The organism is Rhodococcus sp. DMU1, from assembly GCF_012272955.1.
GTDB lineage: Bacteria > Actinomycetota > Actinomycetes > Mycobacteriales > Mycobacteriaceae > Rhodococcus > Rhodococcus aetherivorans.
On the sequence record NZ_CP050952.1, the window covers coordinates 3,690,479 to 3,703,067 of the forward strand.

12 protein-coding genes are annotated in these 12,589 nt (G+C 72.8%); 1 reads left to right on the forward strand and 11 read right to left on the reverse strand.

Going from position 1 to position 12,589, the window contains the following annotated elements; genetic code table 11:
- Positions 1-3: 3 nt before the first annotated feature.
- Both gatA and gatC read right to left on the reverse strand, forming a co-directional pair.
- On the reverse strand, positions 4-1,479 hold the full coding sequence (gene gatA / locus HFP48_RS16960; RefSeq protein WP_006942339.1) for an Asp-tRNA(Asn)/Glu-tRNA(Gln) amidotransferase subunit GatA: 1,476 nt from the start codon (positions 1,477-1,479) through the stop codon (positions 4-6).
- On the reverse strand, positions 1,476-1,775 hold the full coding sequence (gene gatC, locus HFP48_RS16965) for an Asp-tRNA(Asn)/Glu-tRNA(Gln) amidotransferase subunit GatC (RefSeq protein WP_029544440.1): 300 nt from the start codon (positions 1,773-1,775) through the stop codon (positions 1,476-1,478). Before gatC ends, gatA begins: the two co-directional genes overlap by 4 nt.
- Positions 1,776-2,066: 291 nt before the next feature.
- On the opposite strand from gatC, the gene HFP48_RS16970 reads away from it, so the two are divergent.
- The gene (locus tag HFP48_RS16970) at positions 2,067-2,717 is read left to right on the forward strand and encodes a hypothetical protein (RefSeq protein WP_006942337.1); all 651 of its coding nucleotides are present in this window, start codon (positions 2,067-2,069) and stop codon (positions 2,715-2,717) included.
- Between the two features lie 10 nt (positions 2,718-2,727).
- Here the strand turns inward: HFP48_RS16970 and HFP48_RS16975 are convergent, their stop codons facing one another.
- From HFP48_RS16975 to HFP48_RS17015, 9 genes are all read right to left on the reverse strand, one after another.
- Complete coding sequence (locus HFP48_RS16975; protein WP_168579783.1) at positions 2,728-3,216, reverse strand: GNAT family N-acetyltransferase; 489 nt, start codon at positions 3,214-3,216, stop codon at positions 2,728-2,730.
- A gap of 79 nt (positions 3,217-3,295) precedes the next feature.
- Positions 3,296-5,419, reverse strand: a complete 2,124-nt coding sequence (ligA, locus tag HFP48_RS16980; protein ID WP_029544445.1) for an NAD-dependent DNA ligase LigA — start codon at positions 5,417-5,419, stop codon at positions 3,296-3,298.
- A gap of 10 nt (positions 5,420-5,429) precedes the next feature.
- Positions 5,430-6,491: a methionine synthase gene (locus HFP48_RS16985; protein WP_161996482.1), complete on the reverse strand. Its 1,062-nt coding sequence runs from the start codon at positions 6,489-6,491 to the stop codon at positions 5,430-5,432.
- The gene (gene mnmA / locus HFP48_RS16990; protein ID WP_072635534.1) at positions 6,488-7,582 is read right to left on the reverse strand and encodes a tRNA 2-thiouridine(34) synthase MnmA; all 1,095 of its coding nucleotides are present in this window, start codon (positions 7,580-7,582) and stop codon (positions 6,488-6,490) included. The genes HFP48_RS16985 and mnmA overlap by 4 nt, the downstream gene beginning before the upstream one ends.
- Before the next feature lie 5 nt (positions 7,583-7,587).
- Positions 7,588-8,814, reverse strand: coding sequence for a cysteine desulfurase family protein (locus HFP48_RS16995; protein WP_050035419.1), 1,227 nt, complete (start codon positions 8,812-8,814; stop codon positions 7,588-7,590).
- Between the two features lie 42 nt (positions 8,815-8,856).
- Positions 8,857-9,756, reverse strand: a complete 900-nt coding sequence (locus HFP48_RS17000; protein WP_006933200.1) for a lysophospholipid acyltransferase family protein — start codon at positions 9,754-9,756, stop codon at positions 8,857-8,859.
- A complete protein-coding gene (locus HFP48_RS17005; protein WP_029544454.1) occupies positions 9,753-10,595 on the reverse strand; it encodes a GNAT family N-acyltransferase in 843 nt (280 codons plus the stop codon). The genes HFP48_RS17000 and HFP48_RS17005 overlap by 4 nt, the downstream gene beginning before the upstream one ends.
- Positions 10,596-10,732: 137 nt before the next feature.
- A complete protein-coding gene (locus HFP48_RS17010; protein WP_006933196.1) occupies positions 10,733-11,689 on the reverse strand; it encodes an electron transfer flavoprotein subunit alpha/FixB family protein in 957 nt (318 codons plus the stop codon).
- A 47-nt stretch (positions 11,690-11,736) separates the two neighbouring features.
- Positions 11,737-12,522 (reverse strand): electron transfer flavoprotein subunit beta/FixA family protein, encoded by a 786-nt coding sequence (locus HFP48_RS17015; protein WP_006933194.1) that lies wholly within the window; start codon positions 12,520-12,522, stop codon positions 11,737-11,739.
- Positions 12,523-12,589: the final 67 nt, after the last annotated feature.

Genomic DNA, 12,589 nt, shown 5'->3' on the forward strand with positions numbered 1-12,589 from the left:
GACTCAGGCGACGATCGGGCCGCGTGCGGCCTCGAACGCGGCGCCGACGCGGTAGAGGCGCTCGTCGGCGAGCGCCGGGGCCATGATCTGCAGGCCGACGGGCAGCCCGTCGTCGGCGGACAGCCCGGACGGCACGGACATCGCGCAGTGCCCGGCGAGGTTGGTCGGCAGCGTGCACAGGTCCGACAGGTACATCGCCAGCGGATCGTCGACCTTCTCGCCGATCTTCCACGGGGTGAACGGGCTGGTCGGCGAGACGAGGACGTCGACCTGCTCGTACGCCTTCTCGAAGTCCCGCGCGATGAGGGTGCGGACCTTGAGCGCCTGCCCGTAGTAGGCCTCGTAGTAGCCGGAGGACAGCGCGTAGGTGCCGATCATGATGCGGCGCTTGACCTCCTTACCGAACCCGGCGGCCCGGGTGGCGGCCATGACCTGCTCGGCGCTCATCGTGCCGTCGTCGACGCGCAGGCCGTAGCGCATGGCGTCGAAGCGGGCGAGGTTGGAGGAGACCTCGGACGGCAGGATCAGGTAGTACGAGGCGAGCGCGTACTCGAAGTGCGGGCAGGAGACCTCGACGACCTCGGCGCCGAGTTCGGTGAGCGTGGCCACGGCCGCGTCGAAGGACGCCAGCACGCCCGGCTGGTAGCTGTCCGAGTGCAACTCCTTGACGACGCCGACGCGCAGGCCCTTCAGGTCGCCCTGCGCGCCCTCCCGGGCCGCCCGGACGACCGGCCGGACGGGCGCGTCCACCGACGTGGAGTCGCGCGGGTCGTGGCCGGCGATCACCTCGTGCAGCAGCGCCGTGTCGAGCACGGTGCGGCCGCACGGGCCGCCCTGGTCGAGCGACGACGCGCACGCGACGAGGCCGAACCGGGAGACCGTGCCGTAGGTGGGCTTGGTGCCGACCGTGGCGGTGACGGCGGCGGGCTGGCGGATCGAGCCGCCGGTATCGGTGCCGATGGCCAGGGGCGCCTGGTAGGACGCCAGCGCGGCCGCGGAGCCGCCGCCGGAACCACCGGGGATCCGGGTGGTGTCCCACGGGTTGCGGGTGGGACCGAAGGCGGAGTTCTCGGTGGACGATCCCATCGCGAACTCGTCCATGTTGGTCTTGCCCAGGATGGGGATGCCGGCCCGCCGCAGCTTCGACGTCAGGGTCGCGTCGTACGGCGACATCCAGCCCTCGAGGATCTTCGAGGCGCACGTAGTGGGCATGTCGGTCGTGGTGAACACGTCCTTGAGGGCGATCGGCACGCCGGCCAGCGGCGACGCCGGACTCTCGCCCGCGGCGACCGCGCGGTCGACCTCCGCGGCGGCGGCCAGCGCCTGCTCCCCCGCGACATGCAGGAAGGCGTGGTAGTCGCCGTCGACCTCGGCGATGCGGTCGAGGTGAGCCTGGGTGACCTCGACCGACGAGACGTCGCCGGAGTGGATGCGGTCGGCGAGGTCGGCCGCGCCCAGCCGGGTCAGGTCGGCGCTCATTCGCCCTCCCCCAGGATCTGCGGGACGGAGAAGCGGCCGTCCTCGACGAGCGGCGCGGCGGCGAGCGCCTGCTCCGGCGTCAGGCCCGGGCGCACCTCGTCGGGGCGGGTCACGTTGGTCACCGCGTTCGGGTTGGCCATCGGCGCCACATCGTCCGCAGCCACCTCCGACACGGCCTTGACGTGGCTGAGGATCGTATCCAGCTGGCCGGCGAACTCGTCGAGTTCGGCGTCGGTCAGCGCGAGCCGGGACAACCGGGCGAGGTGCGCGACCTCGTCACGGGAGATGGCAGGCACCTTCGGTGACCCCTTTCCGATGAAGAAACGAACGTCCCGTCCAGGGTAGTGCGTGCCGACCGGGACGGTTTCGCCGGTTCCCCGGACCCGCGCCGACCGCCCGCCGTGTTGCAGTTCGGAGAAACACCTGTGTCGTTCGTGTGACAACGACCGCGTGACCGGCGGTTTCCTGTCCCGTCTCGGCGCAGCACCGCCGGACCGGCATCCGGCGGTGCTGCGGGGGTGAAAAGATGGTGTCCGTCGCCGGCCGAGCGCCTCGGCCGTGACTTCGGAATCGGGGAAAGGACGCACGTGTCGTACCTGTTACGCGTCCAGCTTCCCGACCGGCCGGGCAGCCTCGGTTCACTCGCCGTCGCGCTCGGTTCGGTCGGTGCGGACATCCTCTCGCTGGACGTCGTCGAACGCGGCGCCGGCTTCGCGATCGACGATCTCGTCGTCGACGTCGACGCCGGGTCGCTGCCGGACACGCTCATCACGGCCGCCGAACGCCTCGAGGGCGTGACGGTGGACTCGATCCGTCCCTATGCGGGAATCCTCGACACCCACCGCGAACTCGAGCTGATCGATCAGGTCGCCACCGCGCGCCACGATCGGCTGCAGGTGCTCGTCGACGGGGCGCCCCGGGTGCTGCGCGTCGGCTGGGCGACCGTCGTCGACACCGGCCCGTACGGGGTGTACCGGGTGGTCGGCAGTTCCGGCGCCCCCGAGACCCGGCCGGCGGAGGTGCCGTGGATGCCGCTCGAGAAGCCGATGCTGCTCGACCACGAGGGCGAGTGGGTGCCCGACCTGTGGCGAGCGATGAACACGACCCTGGCGGCGGCGCCCCTGGGGACCCAGGGCCGGGTGCTGATGCTCGGCCGGCCCGGCGGCCCGGAGTTCCGCCCGTCCGAGGTGGCCCGGCTCGGCTACCTGGCCGGCATCATCGGAACCGTCCTCGGCTGAGCGGAACGGCTCAGACCAGCTCCCGGACCAGGGTGCTCAGCTCGACGCCGGGCACCGGCGCCCAGTCCCGCTCGGGGACGGGGACGAATCCGTTGCGGTCGTAGATGCGGCGCGCGTCGACCATGTCCGGCTGCGTGGAGAGCACCACGGCGCGATCGCCGCGGTCGTAGGCGGTGTCGAGGACGTGCCGCACCAGCGCCGACCCGACACCCCGGCCCCGCGCCGACGGCGCGACGGCCAGCATCCGGAACTCGAGCTCGCCCTTCTCGGCGATGTGGGCGAAGCGCGACGCCGGCTCCGCCAGCGTCACGGACCCGACGATCTCGCCGTCGGCGAGCGCGACCACCACCTCGGCGTGCTTGTCGCGGGTGGCGGTGTCGCGCAGACGCTCGGCGTACGGGTCGTCGGGCTCGACGAATCCGCCGCCGACGTACACGTCGACGGTGAGGGCGCCGACGGCGTCGTACTCGTCCGGGCTCACGCGTCTGATCTCGATCACTGGAGGACTATCCCAGTGACCGCCCCTTCCGCCCAAACGGTTTCCGGGCGATCTCCGTCACACCGGCTCCGGCCGCCGGTCAGCTCTCGAGCTCGCCGAACTCCTCCTCGATCGCGTCCTGGCCACCCGAGACGCCGTCCGGGCCGAGTTCGAGCAGCCGGCGGAACCCGTCCTCGTCGAGGACGGGGATGCCCAGCTCGGCCGCCTTGTCGGCCTTCGTTCCCGGGGCATCGCCGACGACGACGAACGCGGTCTTCTTCGACACCGAACCGGCCGCCTTGCCGCCGCGGAGCAGGATCGCCTCCTTGGCCTGATCCCGCGAGAAGCCCTCGAGCGATCCGGTGACCACGATCGACAGGCCCTCGAGGGTGCGTTCGATGGATTCGTCGCGCTCGTCGAGCATGCGCACCCCCGCCGCGCGCCACTTCTCGACGATCGCGACGTGCCAGTCGACGGCGAACCATTCACCCAGGGCCGCAGCGATGGTCGGTCCCACCCCCTCGACGGCGGCGAGCTCGTCCACGGACGCCTCGCGGATCCGGTCGAGGCTGCCGAACTCGGTGGCCAGCGCCCGTGCGGCGGTCGGGCCGACGTGCCGGATCGACAGTGCCACCAGCACCCGCCACAGCGGCTTGTCCTTGGCTGCTTGGAGATTCGCCAGCAGGCGCTTGCCGTTGGCGGACAGCGCCCCCGCCTTGGTGCGGAAGAGCGACGTCCGCAGCAGGTCCTCGGCGGTCAGGTCGAACAGGTCACCCTCGTCGGCGATCACCCCGGCCTCGAGCAGCGCGGTGGCCGCCTCGTAGCCGAGCGCCTCGATGTCGAATGCGCCGCGGCCCGCGACGTGGAAGACCCGCTCACGCAACTGCGCGGGGCAGTGCCGCTGGTTGGGGCAGCGCAGGTCCACGTCACCCTCCTTGGCGGGGGCGAGCGGTGTCCCGCACTCGGGGCATTCGGTGGGCATGACGAACTCGCGTTCGGTGCCGTCGCGCAGGTCCACCACCGGGCCGAGCACCTCGGGGATGACGTCACCGGCCTTGCGCAGCACCACCGTGTCGCCGATGAGCACGCCCTTGCGGGCCACCTCCGCCGCGTTGTGCAGGGTGGCGAGGGAGACCGTCGACCCGGCCACCGTGACCGGTTCCATGTAGGCGAACGGGGTGACCCGGCCCGTGCGGCCGACGCTGACGCGGATGTCGAGCAACGTGGTGGTCACCTCCTCCGGCGGGTACTTGTAGGCGATCGCCCACCGGGGTGCGCGCGAGGTGGTGCCGAGCCGGCGCTGCAGGGACACCTCGTCGACCTTGACGACGAGCCCGTCGATCTCGTGTTCGACGTCGTGGCGGTGCTCGCCCCAGTACCGCATCCGGGCGACGACCTCCTCGACGCCGACGACGCGGGCGGTGTGCCCGGAGACGGGCAACCCCCAGGCGGCGAGGGCGGCGTAGGACTGCGACAGCGACACCGGCTCGAATCCCTCGACGCGGCCGAGCCCGTGGCAGATCATCCCGAGGCGGCGCCGCGCGGTCACCGCGGGGTTCTTCTGCCGCAGCGATCCGGCCGCGGTGTTGCGCGGATTGGCGAACGGGGCCTTGCCCTCGGCGACAAGGGCGGCGTTGAGCGCGTGGAAGTCCTCGAGCCGGAAGTACACCTCGCCCCGCACCTCGAGAACCCGGGGGACGGGAAATTCCTCGGTGGCGGTGAGCCTTTCGGGGATGTCGTCGATCGTGAGGGCATTGAGCGTGACCTCCTCGCCGGTGCGGCCGTCGCCGCGGGTGGCGGCACGGCGCAAGCGGCCGTCCTCGTACACCAGACTCAGCGCGACGCCGTCGATCTTCACCTCGCACAGGTAGTGCAGGTCCGGACCCGTCTCGGCCTCGACGCGGGAAACCCAGGCGCGCAGTTCGTCCTCGGTGAAGACGTTGTCGAGGCTGAGCATCCGCTCGAGGTGGTCGACGGCGGTGAAGTCGGTGGCGAAGCCCCCACCGACGAGCTGCGTCGGGGAGTCCGGGACGCGCAGGTCCGGGTAGTCGTCCTCGAGCTGCTTCAGCGCGCCGAGCAACTGGTCGAAGGCGCCGTCGGAGATGATCGGCGCGTCGCGCACGTAGTAGCGGAACTGGTGCTCGCGCACCTCCTCCGCGAGCTGCTGCCAGCGCTCGCGCACGTCGGGCGGAGCTTGGGTGGGCGCGTCCGTCGATTCACTCACGCCGGAAAGACTAGTCGAGCGATACGACGTTCCCGGCCGCTGCGGAGCCGAGCGATTCCGGGTCGTCCGCGAACGCGGCGGCGACGTCGCGGGCGAGGCGCAGCGCCCGGCGCGCCCACGTGGGATCGGCGCCGGCCAGGCCGCAGCGCGGGGTGACCCCCACCGAGCGCAGCGTGGCGCGGGGGAAGCCCAGCCGGTCGATCAGCGTGATCGCGGGGGCCGCGACGTCACGCCAGGTGGGGACAGCCGTCTCGGGTGCGGTGGACGGCACCAGCCCGAGCAGGAGGGTGGTTCCGGCGTCGATCAGCTCACCGATACCGTCGAGGTCGGCGGCGGTGAGCTGCGCGACGTCGAGGGCGACGGCGTCGACGCCGCTGCGGCGCAGCAACCCGGTGGGCACGTCGGCGGCGCAGCAGTGCACCGCGACGGGGCGGCCGATCGCCGCGATCGCGGCCTCGAGCAGGTGCTGCGCCTCCGGCTCGGGGAGCGCCGGCACCGATTCGAGCTTCGTGCGTCCGGTCAGGGTCCCGGCGAGGACGGCGGGCAGCGCAGGCTCGTCGAGCTGGACCACCACGTGGGCGCCGAGGCGGCGGGTCAGTTCCGCGGCGTGCCGCGCCAGGCCCTCGCCGAGGGACTCGGCGACGTCGCGCACGGCGCCGCGATCGGTGAGCACCCGCCGGCCCCCGGCCAGCTCGGCGTGCGCGGCGAGGGTGAACGGGCCGGCGGACTGCACCTTCAGGAATCGACCGGGACCGAGACCCGCTGTCTCCCATGCCTCTTCGAGTGCATCGAGATCTCGGCGCAGCAGATCCCCGGCGCGGGCGGCGACCGCGCCGCGGCGACCGCCGAGCCGGTACCCGGTGGTGGACGTGTCGAGGTGCAGGTCGACCAGCAACGCGCCGGTGCGGCCGATGAGATCGGCCCCGAGCCCGCGGGCCGGCAGCTCGACCAGGTGCGGCAACGCCTCGAGCTCGCCGAGCACGGTCGCGGCCGATTCCCGGGCGTCGGTGCCGGGCCACGACCCGATGCCGGTCGCGACGCCGGACCAGGGGTTCGGGATGTTCGCGGTCACCGGGACGTGGCCGCCGTGCCGGTACCGACGATGGTGCCGCTGCCGAGGACGACGTCGCCGCCCGCGTCCGGCCGGTACAGCACCACGGCCTGTCCGGTGGCGACGCCGGTGAGCGGTTCGCGCAGGGTCACCTCGAGACCGGTGCCGGCGGGCTCGGCGACGGCCGCCGCGACACCGCCGTGCGCGCGGACCTGCACGACGCATTCGACCGGTCCGGCCGGCGCGGCCCCGCTCGTCCACACCGCGCGCTCGGCACTGATCGCCCACACCTTCAGGTCTTCCGCGGAGCCCACCTTCACCGTGCCGGTGTCCGGCTCGATCGCGGTGACGTAGCGGGGGCGGCCGTCCGCGCCGGGGCCGGCGATGCCCAGGCCCTTGCGCTGTCCGACCGTGAAGCCGTGCACCCCTTCGTGTTCGGCGAGCACGGCGCCGGACCGGGCGTCGACGACGCGGCCGGGACGCACCCCGATGCGGGCACCGAGGAAGGCGCGGGTGTCACCGGAGGGGATGAAGCAGATGTCGTGACTGTCGGGCTTGTCCGCGACCGCGAGACCGCGCTCGGCCGCTTCGGCGCGGATCCGCTCCTTCGGGGTGTCCCCGACCGGGAACATCGCACGCGCGAGCTGGTCGGCCGTCAGCACACCGAGCACGTACGACTGGTCCTTGCCGGCGTCGACCGCGCGACGCAGGACACCGTCGTCGAGCCGGGCGTAGTGGCCGGTGGCGACCGCGTCGAAGCCGAGGGCGACGGCCCGGTCGGCGAGGGCCGCGAACTTGATCTTCTCGTTGCAGCGCAGGCACGGATTGGGGGTCTGGCCGGCGGCATAGGACTCGACGAAGTCGTCGATGACGTCCTCCTTGAACCGGTCGGCGAAATCCCAGACATAGAACGGGATTCCGAGCACGTCGGCGGCGCGGCGCGCATCCCCGGCGTCCTCCTTGGAGCAGCAGCCCCGCGACCCGGTCCGCAGCGTGCCCGGCGCCGTGGACAGCGCCAGGTGCACGCCGACCACGTCGTGGCCGGCGTCGACCGCGCGGGCCGCGGCCACCGCCGAGTCCACGCCACCGCTCATTGCCGCGAGCACCCTCATCGACGTCACCTCTCTCGACTACCGGCGCCGGCCAGTCCGGCGGCCCGCGCCCGTCCCACCACCTGCGGCAGCGCCGCCACAACGGCCTCCACGTCGGCGCGAGTCGACGTGTGGCCCAACGAGAATCGCAACGACCCGCGGGCCGTGCGGGGGTCCGCCCCCATCGCGACGAGCACATGGCTCGGCCGCGCCACCCCGGCGGTGCAGGCCGAACCGGTCGAGCACTCGATCCCGGCCGCGTCCAGCAGCATGAGCAGCGAATCGCCCTCGCAGCCGGGGAAGGTGAAGTGTGCATTGCCGGGCAGGCGGTCCGCGCCGCGCGGGCCGTTGAGGACCGCGTCCGGGACCACGGCCGTCACACCGGCGATCAGTTCGTCGCGCAGCGTCGTGAGCGCGACGGTGCGTTCGCCGAGTTCGGCCGTCGCCTCGCGCAGCGCCGCGGCCATGCCGGCGATCCCGGCGGTGTCGTGGGTTCCCGACCGTACGTCGCGCTCGTGTCCGCCGCCGTGGGTGAGGGGCACGCACGGCACCTGCCGGCCCAGCAGCAGGGCACCGACACCCTGGGGACCGCCGAACTTGTGCGCGGCGATCGTCATGGCGGCCAGCCCGCTCGCGGCGAAGTCGACGGGCAGATGGCCGACCGCTTGCACGGCGTCGCTGTGCACGGGCACCCCGTACTCGGCGGCGACCGCGGTGAGCTCGGCGACGGGCATCACGGTGCCCACCTCGTTGTTGGCCCACATCACCGACACCAGGGCCGTCTCGTCGGCGTGCTCGGCGAGGGCCATCCGCAGCGCATCCGGCTCGACGCGTCCGTCGGCGTCGACGGCCAGCCAGGTCACCTCGGCGCCCTCGTGCGCGACGAGCCACTCGACGGCATCGAGCACGGCGTGGTGCTCGACGGCGCTCGCGATCACCCGGCGACGGCGCGGATCGGCGTCGCGGCGCGCCCAGTAGATGCCCTTGACCGCGAGGTTGTCGCCCTCGGTGCCGCCCGAGGTGAAGACGACCTCGGAGGGACGCGCACCGAGGTCCGCGGCGATGGACTCCCGGGCCTCCTCGATGCGGCGCCGCGCCGCGCGGCCCGACCCGTGGAGGGACGACGCGTTGCCGACCGTCGCGAAGATCTCCGTCATCGCCGACACGGCCGCGGGCAGCATCGGGGTGGTCGCGGCGTGATCGAGGTAGACGGTCGTCGAGGTGCCGGAGGCTCCGGCGGCGTTCGAGGTCATGACCGAACCAGGATAGCGGGTCGGGGCTCGCGCCCGTCGCGCTCACCGTCCGGCCCGGAGCTCCTCGCGACCACGGGTGTCGTGCGCGGCGGCGGCCCGGCCGAGCCTGGCGAACTCGGCGCCGTCGTCGTGCCGCCGGCGCGCGGACCGTTCACACCGCGCGGCGAGGTCGCGGCGATCGGAGCCGGGCCGCTCGAGCGGGGCGAGCACCACCTCCGCCACCACGCCCCGGTGCCGCAGGAGCCGTCGCAGCGACGCTCCCATCGTCTCGTCGCCGACGAACGCCGGGCCGGTGGCGATCGTCCCGGCGGCGTCGGCGTACCGGAGCCCGACCGGCTGCACCGGGCGCTGCGCGTCGATCGCCGCCTGGAACAGTGCCGGACGGAACCCGCCGTACGCCCTGCCGCACCACGTCGTGCCCTCCGGGAACGCCGCGATCCGCTCCCCCGCCAGGAGGCGGTCGCGGATCCGCGACACCACGACGGGCAGGTCGCGCAGACGCTCGCGCTCGATGGGTATGACCCGCATGCGGCGGGCCAGCGCGCCGAGCAGTCCCCACTCGAGCAGGTCGCTGCGCGCGACGAACCCTGCCGGGGCAACCGCGGTGAGCACCAGCACGTCGGTCCAGGACACGTGCGGGGCGACGACGAGCACGCCCCCGCCTCCCCCGCCTCCCCCGTCGCCGCGGTCCCGCAGGTCGGTCACCGTCAGCCGCAGCCCGGCACAACGCAGCAGGACGCGGGCGAACGCACGCTGGGCGGCGAGGCGCCCCGGGCGGGGCAGGAGCCGGCCGGCGGTCAGCAACGGGGCGGTTGCCAGGACCGCCACCACGAGCACCCAGCGCGCCGCCGCCGTGACGAAACTCACTCGCCCCGGATCGGCCGGAAGGCAGCCGGTGCCGCAGGGACTGGCCGGCATCCAGGCGTGGGCGCGGGTGTTCACGCCCGCGCTCCTGCGGCCGCCTCGGCGCTCTCGGCGGCGGTCCGCAGCCGCTCGAGGTAGCGCGCGTTGGCTCCGGCGAGGCTCTGCAGCGCGACGAAGTCGGCCACCCCGAAGTCGGGGTCGTGGGCGGGCTCGCCGCAGATGCGAGCACCGAGCCGCAGATACCCGCGCAGCAGCGGCGGCAGCACCGGCCGCCCGGGTGACGGGATGTCGTCGAGGGGGCGGCCGTCGACGACGACCGGGGTCCGGGGAAGCACCCGCCGGGCCGGCTCGACGGAGTGCCGGGCCAGCAGCACGTCGCGCACTCCCCGGACGTTGGCGCCGGGCACGTCGGACGGGTGGGTGCGCATCGGCACCGACACGCACCCCATGACCCAGTTGTGCCCGGTGAGTTGCAGGTAGTGCAGGATCCCGGCCCACATCAGCGACAGGACCGAGCCGGAGCGGTGGGCGGGGTCGACGCAGGCGCGGCCCATCTCCACCGCCCGCAGACCGTCGGGATCGAGGGCGGTGAGATCGAATTCGGTGGCGGTGTAGTAGCCCCCGGCGGCGCGTGCGGCCTCCGGCGGCAGCATCCGGTAGCAGCCCACCACCGCGCCGGTGTGGTTCTCGCGCACCAACAGGTGGTCGCAGTACTCGTCGAAGCGGTCGGCGTCGAGGCCCGCGGGCATGCCTGCCGGGAGGTGGAATCCGGGTTCGGCGGCGAAGACGCGGTAACGCAGCCGCTGTGCGGCCTCGCGATGTTCGCGGTCGGCGGACACGAGCAGGGAGTACCGCGGCCCCGACAGCACCGCCTCCGACAGCCCCGGGTTTTGGGCCGGCACCAGCAAAGTGGTCATGGCGCAATGTGTATCGAGCCGGTACGTCGCGGCAGGGGCGGCACGGTGTCGCCTCCGTGCACGTCCGGTGAACATGCCCGGGTACGCGTGCGGCCCCGCACCCTGGACGGGTGCGGGGCCGCGGCGGGACCTCGGGATCAGCCCTTGTGCTTCTTGATCTCCTCGGTCAGCTGCGGAGCGACGTTGAACAGGTCGCCCACGACGCCGTAGTCCGCGATCTCGAAGATCGGGGCCTCTTCGTCCTTGTTGACCGCGACGATCGTCTTGGACGTCTGCATGCCGGCCCGGTGCTGGATGGCGCCGGAGATGCCCAGCGCCACATACAGCTGCGGCGAGACGGTCTTGCCGGTCTGACCGACCTGGAACTGGCCCGGGTAGTAGCCGGAGTCGACGGCGGCGCGGGAGGCACCGACGGCGGCACCGAGCGAGTCGGCGAGGTCCTCGACGACGCTGAACTTGTCGGCGCTGCCGACGCCGCGGCCGCCGGAGACGACGATCGACGCCTCGGTCAGCTCGGGACGGTCGCCGCCCACGATCGGGTTGCGCGCGGTGATCTTGACCGCGTTCTCCTCCTGCGCCGGCACCTCGACGTCCACGCGCTCGGCGGCGCCGGCCTGCGGCTGCGCCTCGACGGCACCCGGACGCACGGAGACGACCGGCACCTCGCCGTTGGCCTTGGCGTCGACGGTGTACGCGCCACCGAAGATCGAGTGCACGGCCGAACCGTCGGACTTGACGTCGATGACGTCGCAGAGCAGACCGGAGCCGATGCGCGCGGCGAGGCGGCCCGACACCTCCTTGCCCTCGACGCTGGCGGCGGTGATCACCGCGGCGGGGCTGGCGGACTCCACGAGCGAGGCCAGCACGTCGACCTTCGGGGTCACCAGGTAGCCCTCGATGTCGTCGGACTCGGCGGCGTAGACCTTGGCGGCGCCGGCGGCGGCGAGCGCGTCCTGCAGCTTGTCGGCGGTGCCGGCCGGACCGGTCACGACCGCGGCGGGCTCACCCAGCGCACGGGCGGCGGTGATCAGCTCGGTGCTGACCTTCTTCAGCGCGCCCTCGGCGTGCTCGACGAGCACGAGTACTTCTGCCATTGCTCTTTCTCTCCCTTGGGTATGTCTGCTGTGTCGCGTGGGCGCGATCAGATGATCTTCTGGCCGACGAGGTACGCGGCGATCTTGCTGCCGCCGTCACCCTCGTCCGCGACGCGCTCACCAGCGGTACGCGGGGGCTTCGGGCTGACACCGGTGACGGTGCTGCCGGCGTTGGCCACGCCGAAGATCTCGGGGTCGAGCCCGATGTCGGCGAGAGTGAGGGCCTGAACTTCCTTCTTCTTGGCGGCCATGATGCCCTTGAAGGACGGGAAGCGGGGCTCGTTGATCTTCTCGGTGACCGAGACGATGGCCGGCAGCGTGGCCTCGAGGGTGAAGACACCCTCGTCGGTCTCGCGCTCGCCGCTGACCTTGCCGTCGGCGACGGTGAGCTTGCGCATGTGGGTCAGCTGCGGCAGGCCGAGGTACTCGGCGATGATCGCCGGCACGGCGCCCATCCGGCCGTCGGTGGCCTCGTTGCCGGCGATGACCAGGTCGACGCCCTCGATCTGGCCGAGAGCCGCCGCGAGCGCGTACGCGGTCTGGATCGCGTCGGAGCCGTGGATGGCCGGGTCGTTGAGGTGGATGGCCTTGTCGGCACCCATGGACAGCGCCTTGCGGATCGCGTCGGTGGCGCGGTCCGGACCGGCGGTGAGCACGGTGACCTCCCCGCCGTCGCGCTCCTTGATGAGCAGGGCTTCCTCGACGGCGCGCTCGTTGATCTCGTCGAGCACCGCGTCGGCGGCCTCGCGATCGAGCGTGAAGTCGCCGTCGCTGAGCTTGCGCTCGGACCACGTGTCGGGGACCTGCTTGATCAAAACGACGATGTTCGTCATGGGTCTACGTCGACCTCCTGTGTATGACTGCCTGGGATCGGCGAGGCGCAACGCCTTGACCGAGCTC